Source organism: Gillisella vitis, assembly GCF_001541345.2.
Taxonomy (GTDB): domain Bacteria; phylum Pseudomonadota; class Alphaproteobacteria; order Rhizobiales; family Rhizobiaceae; genus Allorhizobium; species Allorhizobium vitis.
The window spans coordinates 292,490-310,234 of record NZ_LMVL02000006.1 but is presented as its reverse complement, the minus strand read 5'-3'; the positions used below and the strand labels follow the sequence as shown (position 1 = coordinate 310,234).

At 54.2% G+C, this 17,745-nt stretch carries 13 protein-coding genes, 1 pseudogene and 1 riboswitch; of the genes and pseudogenes, 6 read left to right on the top strand and 8 right to left on the bottom strand.

The window, feature by feature from the left end; genetic code table 11:
* Window positions 1-31 precede the first annotated feature (31 nt).
* Together ASB66_RS20845 and ASB66_RS20840 are read right to left on the bottom strand one after the other, a co-directional pair.
* Window positions 32-1,561, bottom strand: a complete 1,530-nt coding sequence (locus ASB66_RS20845; protein WP_234614202.1) for a hypothetical protein — start codon at window positions 1,559-1,561, stop codon at window positions 32-34.
* 180 nt (window positions 1,562-1,741) lie between these two features.
* The gene (locus ASB66_RS20840) at window positions 1,742-3,685 is read right to left on the bottom strand and encodes a putative bifunctional diguanylate cyclase/phosphodiesterase (RefSeq protein WP_060717727.1); all 1,944 of its coding nucleotides are present in this window, start codon (window positions 3,683-3,685) and stop codon (window positions 1,742-1,744) included.
* A gap of 546 nt (window positions 3,686-4,231) precedes the next feature.
* Between ASB66_RS20840 and ASB66_RS20835 the strand changes: the two are divergent.
* Window positions 4,232-4,702, top strand: a pseudogene (locus tag ASB66_RS20835) (nucleotidyltransferase family protein).
* A 132-nt stretch (window positions 4,703-4,834) separates the two neighbouring features.
* The gene (locus ASB66_RS20830) at window positions 4,835-6,049 is read left to right on the top strand and encodes an MFS transporter (protein WP_060717728.1); all 1,215 of its coding nucleotides are present in this window, start codon (window positions 4,835-4,837) and stop codon (window positions 6,047-6,049) included.
* A gap of 285 nt (window positions 6,050-6,334) precedes the next feature.
* Here ASB66_RS20830 and ASB66_RS20825 read toward each other — a convergent pair whose 3' ends face one another.
* From ASB66_RS20825 to ASB66_RS20800, 6 genes are all read right to left on the bottom strand, one after another.
* On the bottom strand, window positions 6,335-7,762 hold the full coding sequence (locus ASB66_RS20825) for a gamma-aminobutyraldehyde dehydrogenase (protein WP_060717729.1): 1,428 nt from the start codon (window positions 7,760-7,762) through the stop codon (window positions 6,335-6,337).
* Between the two features lie 25 nt (window positions 7,763-7,787).
* On the bottom strand, window positions 7,788-8,603 hold the full coding sequence (locus ASB66_RS20820; RefSeq protein WP_060717730.1) for an ABC transporter permease: 816 nt from the start codon (window positions 8,601-8,603) through the stop codon (window positions 7,788-7,790).
* Window positions 8,593-9,525: an ABC transporter permease gene (locus ASB66_RS20815; RefSeq protein ID WP_060717731.1), complete on the bottom strand. Its 933-nt coding sequence runs from the start codon at window positions 9,523-9,525 to the stop codon at window positions 8,593-8,595. The genes ASB66_RS20820 and ASB66_RS20815 overlap by 11 nt, the downstream gene beginning before the upstream one ends.
* A complete protein-coding gene (locus ASB66_RS20810; RefSeq protein WP_060717732.1) occupies window positions 9,522-10,523 on the bottom strand; it encodes an ABC transporter ATP-binding protein in 1,002 nt (333 codons plus the stop codon). The genes ASB66_RS20815 and ASB66_RS20810 overlap by 4 nt, the downstream gene beginning before the upstream one ends.
* A gap of 146 nt (window positions 10,524-10,669) precedes the next feature.
* The gene (locus ASB66_RS20805; protein WP_060717733.1) at window positions 10,670-11,827 is read right to left on the bottom strand and encodes an ABC transporter substrate-binding protein; all 1,158 of its coding nucleotides are present in this window, start codon (window positions 11,825-11,827) and stop codon (window positions 10,670-10,672) included.
* A 104-nt stretch (window positions 11,828-11,931) separates the two neighbouring features.
* Window positions 11,932-12,840, bottom strand: coding sequence for a LysR family transcriptional regulator (locus ASB66_RS20800; RefSeq protein ID WP_060717734.1), 909 nt, complete (start codon window positions 12,838-12,840; stop codon window positions 11,932-11,934).
* 598 nt (window positions 12,841-13,438) lie between these two features.
* Window positions 13,439-13,666: riboswitch (cobalamin riboswitch) on the top strand.
* A 263-nt stretch (window positions 13,667-13,929) separates the two neighbouring features.
* Between ASB66_RS20800 and nrdH the strand changes: the two genes are divergently transcribed.
* Genes nrdH through nrdF form a run of 4 tightly spaced genes read left to right on the top strand, consistent with a single transcriptional unit; the run spans window position 13,930 to window position 17,705 of the window.
* Window positions 13,930-14,151 (top strand): glutaredoxin-like protein NrdH, encoded by a 222-nt coding sequence (gene nrdH / locus ASB66_RS20795; protein WP_060717765.1) that lies wholly within the window; start codon window positions 13,930-13,932, stop codon window positions 14,149-14,151.
* A gap of 10 nt (window positions 14,152-14,161) precedes the next feature.
* Window positions 14,162-14,578 carry a class Ib ribonucleoside-diphosphate reductase assembly flavoprotein NrdI gene (nrdI, locus tag ASB66_RS20790; RefSeq protein WP_060717735.1) on the top strand — a complete coding sequence of 139 codons (417 nt, stop codon included), beginning with the start codon at window positions 14,162-14,164 and terminating at the stop codon, window positions 14,576-14,578.
* Complete coding sequence (nrdE, locus tag ASB66_RS20785; RefSeq protein WP_171431173.1) at window positions 14,575-16,701, top strand: class 1b ribonucleoside-diphosphate reductase subunit alpha; 2,127 nt, start codon at window positions 14,575-14,577, stop codon at window positions 16,699-16,701. Before nrdI ends, nrdE begins: the two co-directional genes overlap by 4 nt.
* 14 nt (window positions 16,702-16,715) lie before the next feature.
* Complete coding sequence (gene nrdF, locus ASB66_RS20780) at window positions 16,716-17,705, top strand: class 1b ribonucleoside-diphosphate reductase subunit beta (RefSeq protein ID WP_060717737.1); 990 nt, start codon at window positions 16,716-16,718, stop codon at window positions 17,703-17,705.
* The last annotated feature ends 40 nt before the right edge of the window (window positions 17,706-17,745 follow it).

Here is a 17,745-nt window from a genome sequence, read left to right as displayed (position 1 = left end):
AGACGGGATATAGTTAGATTATCATATTGGATCAGCGAAGGAAAAGCTTGCCGGTCGGATCGTTTCCAGGTTTTTCAGTGCCGGGAGCAGTAATGTCAACGGGCACCGTGGTGATTGTGTTGCCAGGTTTGAAGGGGTAGGGCGGGACATCCGAGGTGGATGCGGCATGGTCAGGAAAATCGGTCTTCACCCAATTGCGGAATGCAGCAATCCCTTTTGAAACCTGCAAAACATAATCAAGCGATTGCGTGTCCGGCACGGGTGAATTGGACCCAATGTTTCTGAAATAGGCGGCGACGGCTGAGTCATTGTATGGATCAGTGGGAGCATCTGGCAACAGTTCCGCCGCTTGCGCCGCTTCAGGGCTGTCAGGCAAGACTGCGGTCCCCCAGTCAAGCGCGCGCTGATGGCATGTAATGCAGGCGGACATTGGGTTGTCGACCGGGCCATTGGCGCGCCCGAAAAGGCCGAGATGCTGTCTCGGGAGGGGATAAAACATAGTTGCGACCGCAGGATTGACCCAGCTTTCGGTCGGCGACATGGCTTGCTCGAGATAGGCTGTTGCATTCAACGCGGGATCGCTTCCCCAGATCAGACCGACCGGAACAAGGCGTTGATAAGGCGTATCACCGGGCTGCATGGCATTATAGACGAAAGTCCCGAAGAACCAGCCGTTGGGCGAACGCTTGTCCTTGATCGAGAGATCAAATTGCAGAAGCCGCATCGTCATGGTGCTGCCGTCCTTTTCTCCGGCAACGTCCCACTCCTTTGACCCTGCAAGATAAGGAAGGCTGGAAGGTGTCGCTGAGGTGAACAGCATTTTGGCGGCAACGGCGCCCTCCGCGAATGCAAAATCAAGGGTTTTGGGAAAGGCCGGATCGGCCCAGATCTGACCAAGACCGTAACAGGCCACATCATTGTAGATCCCGACAGCGAAAGTACGCTCCCAATTCGTTTGCAGAGCATGCAGCTCCTTGGGGCGAGACCATCGTTCGGTGGTCATGCCGTGCAGTGGCTCCCTCAACATGAAGAACCATGGCGCATCGCACCATTCCTCGACCTTGTTGTCTTGAACGCGCCAATCGATATCAGGACGGGCGTTCACTTTGGTAACGTAATTCAAGACGGCCTGCATGTAGTCAGCGGGGTTCTTGAAGGGATCAATCGTCAACCAGGGCAACTTGCTGGTATCGGGCAAGGTCTTTGGAAAATCGTAGTGGATCTGGAACTTGCGATCCGTCTCGTGACCTTTCAGGGGCAGGCTACTGGAGCAGTCGAAGTTGGCTTTGGCTGCTGCTGCGAAACTGTTGTCGATGGGGGCGGGACAATCGGCAAGAGCAGCTGAAATAGGCAAAAGAAAAATTGCTAAACAAAAAAGAACAGTTTTCATCATGGCTCCCAGCTCGGTGATGTTAAGCCGATGTAAAGCCAAGAGTCTGGGATTGTAAATATACAACCTGACTCGTGCTTTATGTTTATTTTTTAGTTTATCCAGGTGTGTTAACGGATGATGATGCCCAGTTAATCCTGGCGCACGCGCATCCCGCATGGTCAGCGGCATGAATGCCATCAGCGAACCGGGAAGTTCCGCTACATTGCGTGACGACGGCAGGCGGGAAAGTAACCGCTCTATGGCCTGACCGACAGACAATTTAAGGAAATATATCAGCGTTCAGTCAGCGACGTCAGAATGGCTCAAAGTATCAACGCTGGTAAATCGAAAATTCAACACAGCGGAAGCCTACACAGCACCGGTATTCGTAGATCGAGCAACGAACTCAGCCACATCTGACTCAAGCAGTGGCGGAGAACAGATATAACCTTGAACGAGGATGCCACCGAGTTTTTGTAGAGCCGCCAATTCGTCGTGTGTCTCTATACCTTCAACAACACACTCCAATCCCATATCCTGGCTGAGAGCGAGCACGGATTTGACAATTTTATAACTTGCAGGTGTCTTGTCCAGACCTACGACAAAGCTGCGATCAATCTTGATCTTGGTGAGTGGAAGAGAGTGCAGCCGTGTGAGGCTCGAATAACCAATACCAAAATCGTCAAGAGAAATTCCGCAGCCGAGTAGGCGCAACATTTCAATAGACCGCTTCACCTGGGCAAAATCATGTGTGAATGCTGTTTCGGTAATTTCAAAATCAATTCGGCCAGCATCAAATTTTCCACTTTCGATGATGTCGATCAAGAGCGCAGCACTTTCGCTCGAGTTAAGGTCGTAAGCAGAAAGATTGAATGATAGCCGCAGATCGCTATCCCATTGGCTGGCCGCATCGAGGGCCTTTCTGAGAAGTGGTCTTGTTAAAAGACCGACAATTCCAGCCCGCTCCGCAATAGGAAAAAACTCGGCTGGCGATACTTGGCCTAAAGTTGGGCTTTCCCACCGGGCCAGTGCCTCAAAGCCAACGGGCTTGCGCCGTCTGATATCAATGATGGGCTGATAGAGGATAGACATTTCTTGCGATATGTCAGCTTGCTTGAGTGTTTGTTCGATGCTGGCGTTAATATTGATTTGTCTTTCATGGCACGCGTTAAACAATACCGCACTCCCACGTCGAGTATTCTTTGCGTGATAGAGGGCGTAGTCAGCCTGATCAAACAATCTCTCTGGCGTCGATGTAAGATCCGGATAGAATGAAATGCCAATTGATGCAGAAACCTGAACGGTGGCCTCCGCCATATAAAAAGGGTGATGAAGCCTCTCGCTCAGTGCATTGAAGGCGCTTAAGAACTGTTCATCGTCTAGAGAGTTCGTCGCAATAATAGCAAATTCGTCACCACCCAGCCGGAAGACTTCGTGGCCCTCAGGAAGAGCCAGGAGACGCTTTGCCACTTCAACCAGAAGCCGATCACCTGTCGAATGGCCGTAAAGGTCGTTAATTGGTTTGAACCCGTCGAGGTCGATAATGCCAAGGGCTACTCTGGAACCAACGGCGCTCGCGTTCCTCAGCTCGACTTCAAGATACGAAAAAAACGCTCGTCGGTTTGGTAGCTCGGTTAGGCTATCGACGTGGGCCAGTCGCAAATTTTCGTTGCTCAATGCTTCTGCCCTATGTTTTGATAGGACCATCTGCTCGAAATTGCGGTAATTCTTGAGCAAAACCGATATAATACCTGCGCAAACCAACATGACATTGACCGCAACGGCTATGGAAATAATCTTATACAGTGGAATGAAAAATATTAGAAATGATATACTGACAATTATAGTGACAATGACTGCTGCCGACCGGAGATACATCAGGCAGAAAATGCACGACATCACAGTAATTGCCATGTAGAAAGAGACGTAAGATCGCTCGTATTCATCTCCATAAGGTAACAACATGTAACACCAAACGGCAAAAGCGATCGCAATTACAATAGAAAGACGATTTGTGAAGATCATTGCGGCATGTGCCATTTCAGCTGTCGGATTGACACTGCGGTTTCGCAACCAGAATACCATTCGTAGGCCGCCCAGACACGTAAATAGGAGCGGTATGCCGACGGTAAGAGACAAGGGTGAGGAATGGAAATGTGTGATGGCCAGCGCCCAGCTGCTGCTTAACAAGATGAAATACATCATCGGCATTTGGCTTGAAAAGGCGCGATATTGGGCTTTTAGCAAATCGGGATTATCAGATCGGACAGTCAGCAATTCACGAACGAGTTTAGAGAATTTGAAAACCGGCATCGTTTAATCCAGGATTAGGGTTCAGCCTGCCGTTATAATTATATATTACTTATATAATGATAAAAAAGTTCGATCAAAAAAGAATCGTCGGCGGCGTTGATAAATTAGCCCGACCCTTTGAGTTTTCATGCAACGCGGCTGAACTCTTAATGGCCAGGTTCAGTCATCCGGTTGCGAGCACGGACGCCGACATTTGCTTCAGCTCTGACTACCCAGAGTCATAGAATCCCCGCAATGGCGCAGTGGAAGGCTATGACCGACGCGGTGGCTTGATTTCAACTGCAAGCCCTTCGCTTGGCTTATTCAAGCAATGTGACATTGCCCTTCCGCGAGAAGCAGCAATTGTGCGCTCTCTGTTCCAGAAAGATGTGCCATGGCAGAATCTAGCGCGGCGACGTGCTATTTGGAATCAGCCAAGCCGTTCGAAGGAAGATTTATGTGAGCGACGAACTGCACCTGGAATTACAAGAGATCGTCTCCAAGAGCCCACTGCTTTCTTCAGTTCTTAGCAACTGGGATGAGATTGCCCTGCCTGATTCCTAGCTTGTGGCCGGTGCTATCGCCCAAACGGTTTGGAACCACATTTTTGGTTTCCCGCCCGCTTATGGCATCCAAGACATCGATATCGTTTATTTCGATCCCGATGATCTTTAAGAGGTCTCGGAAGCCGAACACTCGGCCCGTATCCGATCAGCATTCTCGGGGTTGCCAGTCTGGATAGATGTGAAAAACCAAGCCAGAGTACACTCTTGGTACGAAGCCAAGTTCGGATATTCGATTAATCCGTATACTTCAACAGCCGAAGCCATAACCACTTTTCCGACAGCGGCGGCGGCCGTGGGCCTGCGACCTGCCCATACTAGCCTGGAGTTGTGCGCTCCCTATGGACTTTCCGACCTGTTTGGTGCTGTCGTCCGCCCAAACAAAAAGCAGATTACATGCGAAATATACGAAAAGAAGATCGATCGCTGGATCAAAATGTGGCCCAAGCTCACAATTGTCGGCTGGGATCAATAATTGTGGCAAGCAGAGTTTTTAGATGGTCTGCCTGACGTCGTCAGCATTGATCCGACACACTCGAACACAGCTGTCATCTACTTGATATGTGAAGTCTGCTAATCAGCAATTTTAATTGTTATTGGCAGGCCTATGCGCTTCCTAGGACCCGACAGGAAAATCATCAGTGTCCTCTTCGTCCTTGCCGTGACGCAGGTGATAGGGTGGGGTACGGTCAGCCTTCCCGCGATCATCGGCCAGCAGGTTGCCGCCGGTCTTGGTATGAGCATCGAGGCGGCCTTCGCTGGCAGTTCAGTCCTGTATGTCGTCATGGGCCTATGGGCTCCGGTGTTGGCGAAGGGATTTATGCGGTTCGGCGCCCGCCGCGTGATGATGGCCGGGGCTGTTCTCGCTGCGGCCGGCTTTGTGCTGCTTTCCGTTTCAACAGGGCCAGTGCTCTATTTCGCGGCCTGGGTCATTCTGGGTACAGCCGGCAGCGCCACACTGACCACAGCGGCCTATATCATGCTCAATGAGATCGCCGGACGGAAGGCCAAGAGCGCCATCGGCGCACTCATGCTGGTAACGGGGCTGTCTAGTAGCATCTTCTGGCCGACGACCGCATTTCTTTCGGCAGCAGTGGGCTGGCGTGGCACCTGCCTCGTCTATGCAGCAATGATGGTGCTGGTATGCCTGCCGTTTTATGTCTTCGGCTTGCCGCGCCGGGCATATCGGGGGGAGGCGACGAGCCCGTCAGCGCCGGCGACCGGGCCGACAACGATCGCACGCAAAGGCACTTTCGCTCTCATAGTAACAGCCATCGCCCTCAATGCCTTCGTTACCTTCGGGTTTTCTGCCGTACTGATCGAACTCTTGCAGGCTGAGGGATTACCAAAGTCCCAAGCGATTGCCTTCGGCTCGATGCTGGGGGTCATTCAGGTGTGTGCTCGCGGATTGGATTTCGTGGGTGGCGGTCGATGGGATGGGATAACCACCGGCCTGGTCGCCGGTATTTGTCTGCCTGTCGCAATGCTGCTGCTCATCGTAGGCGATGGCATCTATTGGACAGTCCCTGGCTTCATCCTGATTTACGGCCTGGGCAGCGGCGCGCTGGCGGTGTCTCGGGCCACCATCCCTTTGTTATTCTACGACAAGGCCGAATTTGCCAAAGCAACGTCGCGCATCGCACTGCCGCTCAATCTAATTTCGGCCGCATCGCCTCCGATCTTTATCAGTTTGCTGACACAGTTTGGCAGTCATGTCCTCCTTGGTCTCGCCTCACTATGCTCATGCGGCGCGCTTCTGAACCTGTTTTTGCTCAGCCGCCGCCGACCATCGGTCGAGGCAATCGTGTTGCAGAACGCCTGACTTTACCTGTAAAATTTCTGCGCGTGTGGGGTGTTCATCGGCATTGATCGTGCTCCCCACCTGATCTCCATTTTATCTCAGTAGAGCAGGGCCTTACGGGACCAGTCATAGGGGTAGCCTCCGACGCTGCTTCACACGTACAACCTCGTCAGACTGGCGAAGCCGCGATATAGGCCGCCTGACACCAACGCCCTAGCGCCAACATCTATGTTCTCGAAGCCCTTGTGCAAAGCCGCGGGAATAAAAGGGCCGCGTTGAAATTGATCCGCAAAGAAACCAACTCGATCACCCGTGATTGATCATAACATGTCGGACGACGGTGTAATCTTCGAGCGCATATTGGGAGAGATCCTTGCCATAGCCGGATTGCTTCAATCCGCCGTGTGGCATCTCGTTGCATAGCATGAAATGGGTGTTGATCCAGGTACAGCCATACCGCAGGCTGGCGGCTGCATTCATCGCTTTCGATATGTCCTTGGTCCAGACAGAAGAGGCCAGGCCATAATCGGAATCATTGGCCCAGCCAATAACATCATCGTCAGCACCGAACGGTGTCACAGACACGACCGGACCGAAGACTTCGCGGCGGACAATTTCGTCAGATTGCAAGGCACCTGCCACAACAGTTGGCTGATAATAGAAGCCGCCGCCTTCCGGCGTTGCGCCGCCTGCGGTGACTTCGATATGGCCGATTTCTGCTGCGCGTTGCACGAAGCTTGCCACCCGGTCGCGCTGGCGCAATGAAATCAGCGGGCCGATTTCGTTCATCGTGTCATCGGCTTCTCCAAAGCGGATCGTGGAGACTGCGGCGCTGAGATCGGCCACGAATTTTGCGTAGATGCTCTTTTCGGCATAGATCCGGCATGCGGCCGTGCAATCCTGTCCGGCATTGTAATAGCCGAAGGCCTTGATACCTGCGACGACGGCGTCGATGTCAGCATCGCCATAGACGATGACTGGAGCCTTGCCGCCCAATTCCAGATGCGAGCGTTTGACGGTCTTGGCGGCGGCCTGGAGGATCTTTTTGCCGGTGGCGATATCGCCGGTGATTGAGATCATGTTGATCGCCGGATGATTGATCAGTGTGTTACCAACCGTATCCCCGCGCCCGAGAATGACGTTAACGACGCCTTCAGGCAGGATTTCGGAAAGCAGTTTTGCCATTTTGAGCGCGGTCAGCGGTGTTTGCTCTGAAGGCTTGAAAACAACTGTGTTGCCGCCGGCAATGGCCGGTGCAAGCTTCCAGGCCATCATCATCAAGGGATAGTTCCAGGGCGCGATGGAGCCGATAATGCCGACGGGATCACGCCGGATCATCGAGGTCATGCCCGGCAGATATTGGCCGGCAATGACACCTTGCATATTGCGCACGGCACCGGCGAAATAACGGTAACAATCGACGATGGCCGGAATTTCATCATTACGCACAGCGTTAATAGGCTTACCGCAGTTGAGCGCTTCCAAGGCTGCAAAGGCATCCGCCTCAGCCTCGATACGGTCGGCGATCTGCAACAGATAGACCGAACGCTCTGCCGGTGTCGTCTTCGACCAGCCCTGGAAAGCCCTGTCAGCAGCGGCAACCGCCGCATCGACTTGCGCCTGCGAGGCCTCGGGTATTTCCGTGATCAGTTCACCGGTCCTGGGGTTGAGGATCCGCTCGTCCTGGCCTTCACCGGAAACAAGTTTCGAGCCGATAAGCATTGATTTTTCCATGACAAGGGTCCTTGTTTTCTTTGAATTATTTATCGGAGCCACAGGTTTCTTCACCGCTGCGCGTCAACATATAGGCACCCAGGATCGGCAGAAAGGTCACCAGCACCACAATCATTGCGACAACATTGGTGACGGGCCGTTCGTGCGGACGGATCAGTTCTTCCAGCATCCAGATTGGCAGAGTCTGCTGCTGCCCGGCGGTGAATGTCGTGACAATCACCTCGTCGAAGGACAGCGCAAAGGCGAGCATACCGCCGGCCAGAAGCGCCGAGCCGATATTGGGCAACACGACATGGCGGAATGTCGTAAGGCCGTTGGCGCCGAGATCATAAGAGGCTTCGATCAAGGAGGGCGACAGTCGGCGAAAGCGGGCAACGGCATTGTTATAGACCACGACCATGCAGAAAGTCGCATGACCCAGAACAATCGTCCAGAAGGAGAAAGGTATTTCAAACAGGCCGAAAGCAGAGCGAAGCGCAATGCCGGTGACAATGCCGGGAAGGGCGATCGGCAAGATGACCAACAGTGTGATCGCCTCCCGGCCGAAAAACTTCGTTCTGGCCACGGCTGCGGCGCAAAGCGTGCCGAGCACCAGCGCAACCAGCGTGGCAACAGAGGCAACCTGCACGGAAAGACCAAGCGCTTTCCAGACATCGCTACGTTCCCAGGCAGCATAAAGCCAGCGCGTTGTCAGGCCCGGCGGCGGCCACTGGAAGCTTTTGTCTTCCGTTGTGAAGGCATAGACGAAGATCAGCAGGATCGGCAGATGCAGGAATAGCAGGCCGCCAATTGCGGCAAGTTTCAAGCTGAAGGGTGCGGAATTGGTTTTATCAGAGCGCATCGAACGCCCCCTGTTTTTTGGCAAGCCAGAGATAGATGCCCATGATGACAACCGGCACCACGGAAAAGGCGGCGGCAAGCGGCACGTTTCCGGCAGTTCCCTGCTGAATATAGACTGTTTGGCCGATGAAGAGCCGCGAGGTGCCAATGATGCCGGGGATGATGTAGTCGCCCAGCGTCAGCGAAAAGGTGAAAATCGATCCCGCTGCAACACCTGGCATTGCCAAGGGCAAAAGCACGTGCCGGAAGGTTTGACCGGGGGAAGCACCCAGATCATGCGAGGCTTCGATCAGGTTTGCGGGCACCCGCTCCAACGCAGCCTGAACCGGCAAGATCATATAGGGAAGCCAGATATAAAGGAAAACCAAGAACGTTCCTGTTGCGCTCACCGAAAGCGAATTGCCGCCGATGTTGGGAATTGCCAGATAGGCGTCCAGCAAGGGCGTCAGATGCAGCTTGTCGGCGACCCAGTTGATGATGCCTTCTTTCGACAGGATCATTTTCCAGGCGTAGATCTTCACCAGATAGCTCGACCAGAGCGGCAGCATCACACCAAGATAAAACACCGCCTTCCAGCGTCCTTTCGCATAACGCGCCGCATAATAGGCAATAGGAAAGGCAAGAATGGCAGCGGCAACCGTCACCAAAGCCGCCATGACAACCGTGCGGCGGATGATATCGATATTGGAGCCGCTCAACAGCTGGGCATAGGTGGACAGTGTCAGCTGATATTTGATCAGGCCGCTGTAATCATCAATCGAAAAGAAACTCTGCAGCAAGAGCGCCAGAAGCGAACCGACGTAGACAACGCCGAGCCACAGGAGCGGTGGTGCCAGCATCAGAATGACCAGCAGTTTTGGCTTTCGCCAGAATGTCGCGCAAACGCGGCCAATCAGGCCTTCATTAGAGAGAGCGCCCGTCATGCCGCATCTTCCAACATGTTGAGTGATGCGCGGTCAAAGCAAAGCGAAACATCACTTCCCGGTGGCGGCACATCCTGTCCGATTGGCAGGTTTGCATGCAACTGCAGACCGCCTGCATTGACGATGATGCGCTTGAATGCGCCGAGAAAACTGCTGGAGCCAAGTTGGCCCGAGACTTTAAGAACATCGTGTGCGTTCCCACCGATGCTGATCTGTTCGGGACGAATGCTCGACCAGGCTCTCTTGCCTGTCAGCTTGGCTGTCAGGTCTGGCGGCAGGATATTGGATGAGCCTACGAAGTCGGCGACAAATTTCGTTCGCGGATTTTGATAGATCATCTCCGGACTTCCGGCCTGAACGATTTTCCCGTTGCTGAACACGGCGACTCGATCCGCCATGGATAGCGCCTCGCCCTGATCGTGGGTGACGAAGATGAAGGTAATGCCGAGCGCCTTTTGCAGGCTTTTCAATTCTTCCTGCATGGCTTCACGCAATTTCAGATCAAGTGCGCCAAGCGGCTCGTCCAACAGCAACACTTTTGGCTTGTTGACGAGAGCACGAGCCAGCGCCACGCGCTGCCGTTGACCGCCGGAGAGCTGGCCGGTCTTGCGCGCGCCGTAGCCACCAAGCTTTACCAGGTCTAGCGCTTCTTCTGCGGCTTTCAGCCTTTCCTTCTTGCCAACGCCCTTGACCATCAGGCCGTAAGCGACATTGTCGAGAATGCTCATATGCGGAAAGAGCGCGTAATCCTGAAAGACCGTATTGACGTTGCGTTTCCAGGGCGGAATGCCGTTGGCATTCTCGTTGAAAATCACGATTTCGCCGGCGGTTGGTTGCTCGAAGCCCGCAACCAGTCGCAGGCAGGTTGTCTTGCCGGAACCGGATGGCCCGAGCATGGCAAAGAATTCGCCCTCGGCGATTTCCAGATCGACATTATCGACGGCCCGGACGCTGCCGAAATGCCGTGAAACCGCGCGCAAGATGACTGCCGGGGGCATATGTGATCTCCGATAATACTAAAAGCACTGCAAGCATTCAGACATGCAGCATCCCACACCCACCTCGGGGCGCCATGTCAGGTCTCGTTATGAAATGGCACCCGAAGCGAGCAAAGAACGGAGGTTAGCCTCCGAAGTGATGGCTCTTATCCACCCATCACGGCGATATAGTCGCTGACCCAGCGGCTATAGGGAACGCAGGTACCTTCAGCCTTGCATTTCGATACCGGTGTTTTCCAGAAGGAGATCCGGTCGAAATTGGCAAACCCATTGGCCGCACAACCACCTTCAGTCAAAAGTTCGTTGCCCTTGCAAGCTGCGGGAACGGACGGAACCGAGCCGAACCAGGCGGCAACATCGCCTTGCACCTTGGCTGACAGTGAATGCTCGATCCACATATAAGCGCAGTTTGGATGCTTGGCGGCAATGTGCATCATGGTCGTGTCTGCCCAACCGGTTGCGCCTTCCTTCGGGATGGTGGAGCCGATTGGCTGTTTGCCGGCTTGCAGCAAATTGACCTGATAGGGCCAGGAACCGGATGCAACCACGCCCTCGTTTTTGAAATCGTCGGTCTGCACCGTTGCATCGTGCCAATAGCGGCCGATCAGCGCGCGCTGCCCCTTCAGAAGAGTAATGGCCGCGGCATATTGCTCTTCATTGAGTTCATAGGGATCCTTGATACCCAGTTCCGGCTTTGCAGTCTTCAGATAGAGAGCGGCATCGGCAATGTAGATCGGTCCATCATAGGCTTGAACCCGGCCCTTGTTGGACTTGCCATCAGGAAGCGTCATTTCCTTGAAGACCACATCCCAGCTTGCCGGGGCCTTATCGCCAAAAGCCTTGGTGTTATACATCAACACATTAGGCCCCCACTGATAGGGCGCGCCGTAATGAACACCATCAACTGTGTGCCAGGGGGCATTTTGAAGACGGGGGTCGATGGTCGACCAGCTTTTGATCAGGCTTGTATTGATCGGCTGAACCTTGCCGCCAGCCACCAGTCGGAGCGATGCATCGCCGGACGCCGTCACCAGATCGAAACCACCCTGGTTCATCAGGGTCACCATTTCATCTGATGTCGCTGCCGTCTTGACGTTGACCTTGCAACCAGTTTCCTTTTCAAAACCCGTGACCCAATCATAGGCCTTGTCGCTCGCACCACGCTCGATATAGCCAGCCCAGGCGACGATATCGACTTCGCCCTCACCAGGGCCAATCGAGGTCATCATTTCGGCAGCGATAGTATTGGTGCAAAAAGAAAGCGCGGCAATCAGCGCGGTCGATGCTTTCAGAAGGCTCTTCATGTTGGTTCCCCTGTTTGAACTTTCTGGAACAGAGAAAGGCAAAAAAAGGCTGCGTTCGCAATTTCTTTATACAGAATTCCGGTTTCGGAAATTCCGATATCGGATTATCGATCCCTGAAGGCTCTCGCCGTTTCGGCAACACGCAGAAACTCGCGGGCGGCTGGCGGTAATGTAGAACCGCGCCGCCAGACAAGCCCCACCTGCACAACAGGTAACGCGCCTGAAACATCGCGGCTCTCAATGCGATCGCCTTCCAGCGACCATGGCCGGTAGACCAGATCGGGCAGCAGAGCGATGCCGGCACCCGTTGCGACCAGACTGCGAACGGCCTCCACGGAGCGGGTGCGGAAGGCAACATGCGGCTTTGCGCCAAGCGCATAGAGCAGCTTGGCCGTATTTTCCTCGATTTCGTCAATCGTCAGCATAATCAATGGTTCCTTGGCGATATCGCTGACGGAAATGATATCGGCGACCCCCAATGGATGACCAATGGGAAGCCAGAGACGATAGGGCGACGTCTCGATGATTTCGGCCTGCAATGCCATACGGTCGCGGAGATTAGACATGGTCATGACGGCAAGATCGAGTTCGCCCCCAATCAACAGATGCTCCAGATAGCTGCTGCTATCCTCCATAGCTGTCACATCGACGGCAGGACATGCCCGACGATAACGGCGCAAAAGCTCCGACAACACATAACCGGCAACCAGCGATGTCACGCCAAGGTTCAACTGGCCGGTCATGGCATCGTCCTTGATCGCCAGCGAGCGCCTTGCGTCGGAAACAGAGGCCAGAATGTTGGTCGCGTGTCGGAGAAACTGGTGGCCGTTATGGGTGATGGCCAGTCCGCGTGGATGGCGATCAAACATCGATACGCCAAGATCAGACTCCAGATCTTTGATCGCTTCGGTAATAGAGGATTGCGAGATCGACATGGCCTGGGCCGCACCCGAGACCGTCCCCTTTTCAGCGACCGCGACGAAATATTGCAATTGTCTCAGGGTAAACGCCAAAAATATGCGCCTTCTTGGTCAGAATAAACTCAAACCGCATGATGGGTCAATTTGCGCCAATATCCAATAGTGCCGATTTTTGTCTATCAAGTACGGCAAGACTCTCTCGCCGCTACCCATTTCAGCATTTGCGCATGCCATCGACAAAGATGTCGAGAAGGCGCAAGGGCATTGCCAAGTTGTTTGTCTTTGGTCGGATTACTGCCGAGCCGGATGAGCACTAATCTCGGCAGAACAGCAGGGGCGTTTATACCGGGAGTAATAGTGTCCGTCGTCGAATGATTTGAGACTTTTTGGGCTACGGCGACGCGCCTTCACCTCACCGCTGATCGCCGAACGGGCGGCGTCACCGGCAAGACGCTGTCACGATCAATCCGTCCCAAATACCGACCTCGCCACGCGATTGCATGATTCTTTAAAACCGGAATGAGTTTAAAGGAAAAATTATGCAACAAATATAGAGAACTACAGCGAACCTTTGTGCGCCTCATATGGCACACGGCGCAGGAGCCGTGAATAGCTTGTCCTCCCCGACATCTTCCTGGGGAGAGCTGTCCCTTTAGATGGCATAAGTGTTGACGAAAATTCAACCTCGTATACCATATGTGGTGTTCGAGGTTCTTTCGATTCTCCATGTGAATCGAAAGCTAAGACGGGAATGCGGTGCGCCGGACCAGGGATGGTCGGGCAATGCCGAAGCTGCCCCCGCAACTGTAAGCGGCGAGCATCTGTCCAGCGAAAGCCACTGAAGCATCATGCTTCGGGAAGGCAAGGATGGATGTAACGACCCGCGAGCCAGGAGACCTGCCTCAAACGAAAACGTCCACGGGCGGGGTGCCCGGCAGGTCGCGTGACGGCAAGCGATAGGATGTCGCTTGCCCGCGTTTCCTTGCCGACAATCCGTCAAAACACTTCGGGGTGAAGGCATGCGTGATTTTTCCTGTAACGGTCCGGCGTTTAAACGAAGACGGTCACTGAACAGCGTCTGAGCCCCTGTCATTCTCCCACTCAATGTCCAGAAACGAGCGTCGGCAACGGCGTCTTCGGAGGCCTTTCTGCGGCCAGAAATCAAAACCCAACGAGGATATGATGACCATCACCGTTTACAGCAAACCTGCCTGCGTCCAGTGCAATGCAACCACCCGCGCGCTCGATCGCCAGGGTCTCGACTACCTTATCGTCGACATTTCCGTCGATGAGGACGCCTATGCCAAGGTTCAAGGTCTTGGCTATCGTCAGGTTCCCGTCGTCATCGCTGGCGATACGCATTGGTCGGGTTTTCGTCCCGACATGATCAACGCACTGGCGTGAGTGTCTGGCGATGGGGCTGATTGTCTATTTTTCCAGTGCGTCGGAAAACACCCATCGCTTTGTCGGCAAGCTTGGTTTGCGCGCGTCACGTATCCCCGTCAGCCCAAGGAGCGGCAATCCGTCGATCACTGAACCTTACGTTCTGATCGTGCCAACCTATTCGGGTGACGATGGCAAAGGGGCCGTTCCAAAACAGGTCATCCGCTTCCTCAACGATGCGGACAACCGCTCTCATCTCCGGGGCGTGATCGCCGCGGGCAATAGTAATTTCGGCGAGACCTTCTGTCTCGCAGGCGACGTGATCTCACAGAAATGTCGGGTGCCGTACCTTTACAGGTTCGAATTGCTCGGCACGGACGAGGATGTCGCCAATGTCAAATATGGGATGGAACGATTTTGGACGTCACAACTTTCGAGCGCCCTTTGAAGGCGGACGAACAGGCGCTGGATTATCACGCGCTGAACGCGATGCTAAACCTCTACGATGAGGATGGTAAAATCCAACTCGATAAGGACGCTCTGGCGGCAAAGCAGTATTTCTTGCAGCACGTCAACCAGAACACCGTCTTCTTCCATAATCTGCGGGAGAAGCTCGATTACCTCGTGGATGAAGGCTACTATGAGCAGGCGGTGTTGGATCAGTATACGTTCAACTTCGTCCGCGATCTTTTCGATCATGCCTATGCGAAGAAGTTTCGCTTCCCGACCTTTCTCGGCGCTTTCAAATATTACACCAGCTACACGCTGAAGACCTTCGACGGAAAGCGCTATCTGGAGCGCTACGAAGACCGTATCTGCATGGTGGCGTTGACGCTGGCGCAGGGCAATGAGGCTTTAGCACGTGACATGGTCGACGAGATTATCTCTGGCCGCTTCCAGCCAGCGACACCTACATTTCTCAATGCCGGCAAGAAGCAACGCGGCGAACTGGTCTCCTGCTTCCTGCTGCGCATGGAAGACAATATGGAAAGCATCGCCCGTGGCATCAACTCGGCACTGCAACTTTCAAAGCGTGGGGGTGGGGTGGCGTTATCCCTGACCAATATTCGCGAGGCAGGCGCACCGATCAAGCAAATCGAGAACCAGTCCTCGGGCGTCATCCCGGTGATGAAGCTGCTGGAGGACAGTTTTTCCTATGCCAATCAGCTCGGTGCGCGCCAGGGGGCAGGGGCTGTCTACCTGAATGCCCATCATCCCGATATCATGCGCTTCCTCGATACCAAGCGTGAAAACGCCGATGAGAAGATCAGGATCAAAACACTGTCGCTCGGTGTGGTGGTTCCAGACATCACCTTTGAATTGGCGAAGAACAACGAGGATATGTATCTGTTCTCACCTTACGACGTGGAACGTGTCTACGGCGTCGCGTTTTCCGAAATCTCGGTCACGGAAAAATACCGCGAGATGGTCGCCGACAGTCGCATTCGCAAGAAGAAGATCAAGGCGCGTGATTTCTTCCAGGTTCTCGCCGAAATCCAGTTCGAGAGCGGCTATCCATACATCATGTTCGAGGACACGGTGAACCGCGCCAACCCGATAGCCGGCCGCATTTCGATGAGCAATCTCTGCTCCGAAATCCTACAGGTGAGCGACGTCAGCACTTACAATGACGACCTGTCCTACAAGACCATGGGTAAGGACATCTCCTGCAATCTCGGGTCCTTGAACATCGCAGCCGTGATGGATTCCTCAGACTTCGGCAAGACCATAGAGACCGCGATCCGGGCGCTGACCGCCGTGTCCGACATGAGCCATATCTCGTCGGTTCCCTCGATCGAGAGAGGCAATAACGATAGCCACGCTATCGGCCTTGGCCAGATGAACCTGCACGGCTATCTCGCACGCGAGCGCATCTTCTACGGATCGGAAGAGGGCATCGATTTCACCAACATTTATTTCTACACCGTGACCTATCACGCCATCCGCGCCTCGAACCGGATTGCCGTCGAACGTGGCAAGAGCTTCAAGGGCTTCGAGAACTCGAAATATGCGTCCGGCGAGTATTTCGACAAGTATACGCAAACCGAATGGCTTCCAGCGACCGGACGCGTCGCAGACCTGTTTCAAACGGCGGGAATCGCGATCCCGACACAGGATGACTGGTTGGCGCTGAAAGAGGCGGTGATGACGTCCGGCCTTTATAACCAGAACCTTCAGGCCGTGCCGCCGACGGGGTCGATCTCCTACATCAACCATTCGACCTCCTCGATCCATCCTATCGTCTCGAAGATCGAGATCCGCAAGGAAGGCAAGATCGGCCGCGTCTACTATCCGGCCGCCTTCATGAGCAATGATAACCTTGATTACTATCAGGACGCCTATGAGATCGGACCCGAAAAGATCATAGACACTTATGCGGCGGCCACCCAGCACGTGGATCAGGGTCTTTCGCTGACGCTGTTCTTCCGTGACACCGCAACGACCCGCGACATCAATCGGGCGCAAATCTACGCCTGGAAGAAGGGCATCAAGACCATCTATTACATTCGCCTTCGCCAGATGGCGCTGACCGGCACGCAAGTGCAGGGCTGCGTATCCTGCGCGCTGTGAGATCGAGATATCACATGAACATACAGATGAAGACCAACACTCCGACGCAAACCAAGCCGGTGCGTGCGATCAACTGGAACCGCATCGACGACGACAAGGACCTTGAGGTCTGGAACAGGCTGACCGGCAATTTCTGGCTGCCGGAGAAGGTGCCGTTGTCAAACGACATCCCATCCTGGGCGGCGTTGAAGCCGGAGGAACAGCAGTTGACCATCCGCGTCTTCACGGGACTGACCCTGCTCGATACCATACAGACGAGCATCGGTGCGCCAACGCTGATGGAGGATTCGATCACGCCGCATGAGGAGGCGGTCTATTCGAACATCTCGTTCATGGAGGCGGTGCATGCCCGTTCCTATTCCTCGATCTTCTCGACCCTGTGTTCGACGTCAGATGTGGATGATGCTTATCGCTGGTCTGAAGAAAACGAGTTTCTGCAGAAGAAGTCGGCGCTGATCCTCGAACACTATCGCAATCCTGACCCGCTGAAACGCAAGATCGCCAGTGTGTTCCTGGAAAGCTTCCTGTTTTATTCCGGCTTCTATCTGCCGATGTTCTGGTCGAGCCGCGCCAGGCTCACCAACACGGCTGACATGATCCGTCTCATCATCCGCGACGAGGCTGTGCATGGCTATTACATCGGCTACAAGTTTCAGCGTGGTCTCGAGCCCTTGAGCGAGGTGCGGCAGCAGGAAGTCAAGGACTTTGCCTTCGATCTGCTGCTCGAACTCTACGACAACGAGGCCAAATACACCGAGGCGCTCTATGACGGTGTCGGACTGACAGAGGATGTCAAAAAATTTCTGCATTACAACGCGAACAAGGCGCTGATGAACCTCGGCTACGAGGCTCTGTTTCCGCCGGAGGCCTGCAAGGTCAATCCGGCAATCCTGTCAGCGCTCTCGCCGAATGCCGATGAGAATCATGATTTCTTTTCCGGTTCGGGCTCGTCCTATGTCATCGGCAAGGCAGTTGCGACCGAGGACGAGGACTGGGATTTTTAAGCCTCAAGACAGCCTGATATTTTACGCCTTCCCTCGAATA

Excerpts from the sequence above, each read along its gene's own strand:
- ASB66_RS20815 (WP_060717731.1), bottom strand. The coding sequence starts at position 9,525 with ATGACGGGCGCTCTCTCTAATGAAGGCCTGATTGGCCGCGTTTGCGCG.
- ASB66_RS20845 (WP_234614202.1), bottom strand. The coding sequence starts at position 1,561 with ATGCCGCTGACCATGCGGGATGCGCGTGCGCCAGGATTAACTGGGCAT.
- ASB66_RS20825 (WP_060717729.1), bottom strand. The coding sequence starts at position 7,762 with ATGGAAAAATCAATGCTTATCGGCTCGAAACTTGTTTCCGGTGAAGGC.
- ASB66_RS20840 (WP_060717727.1), bottom strand. The coding sequence starts at position 3,685 with ATGCCGGTTTTCAAATTCTCTAAACTCGTTCGTGAATTGCTGACTGTC.
- ASB66_RS20820 (WP_060717730.1), bottom strand. The coding sequence starts at position 8,603 with ATGCGCTCTGATAAAACCAATTCCGCACCCTTCAGCTTGAAACTTGCC.
- nrdF (WP_060717737.1), top strand. The coding sequence starts at position 16,716 with ATGAACATACAGATGAAGACCAACACTCCGACGCAAACCAAGCCGGTG.
- ASB66_RS20805 (WP_060717733.1), bottom strand. The coding sequence starts at position 11,827 with ATGAAGAGCCTTCTGAAAGCATCGACCGCGCTGATTGCCGCGCTTTCT.
- nrdI (WP_060717735.1), top strand. The coding sequence starts at position 14,162 with ATGGGGCTGATTGTCTATTTTTCCAGTGCGTCGGAAAACACCCATCGC.
- ASB66_RS20830 (WP_060717728.1), top strand. The coding sequence starts at position 4,835 with ATGCGCTTCCTAGGACCCGACAGGAAAATCATCAGTGTCCTCTTCGTC.
- nrdH (WP_060717765.1), top strand. The coding sequence starts at position 13,930 with ATGACCATCACCGTTTACAGCAAACCTGCCTGCGTCCAGTGCAATGCA.
- ASB66_RS20810 (WP_060717732.1), bottom strand. The coding sequence starts at position 10,523 with ATGCCCCCGGCAGTCATCTTGCGCGCGGTTTCACGGCATTTCGGCAGC.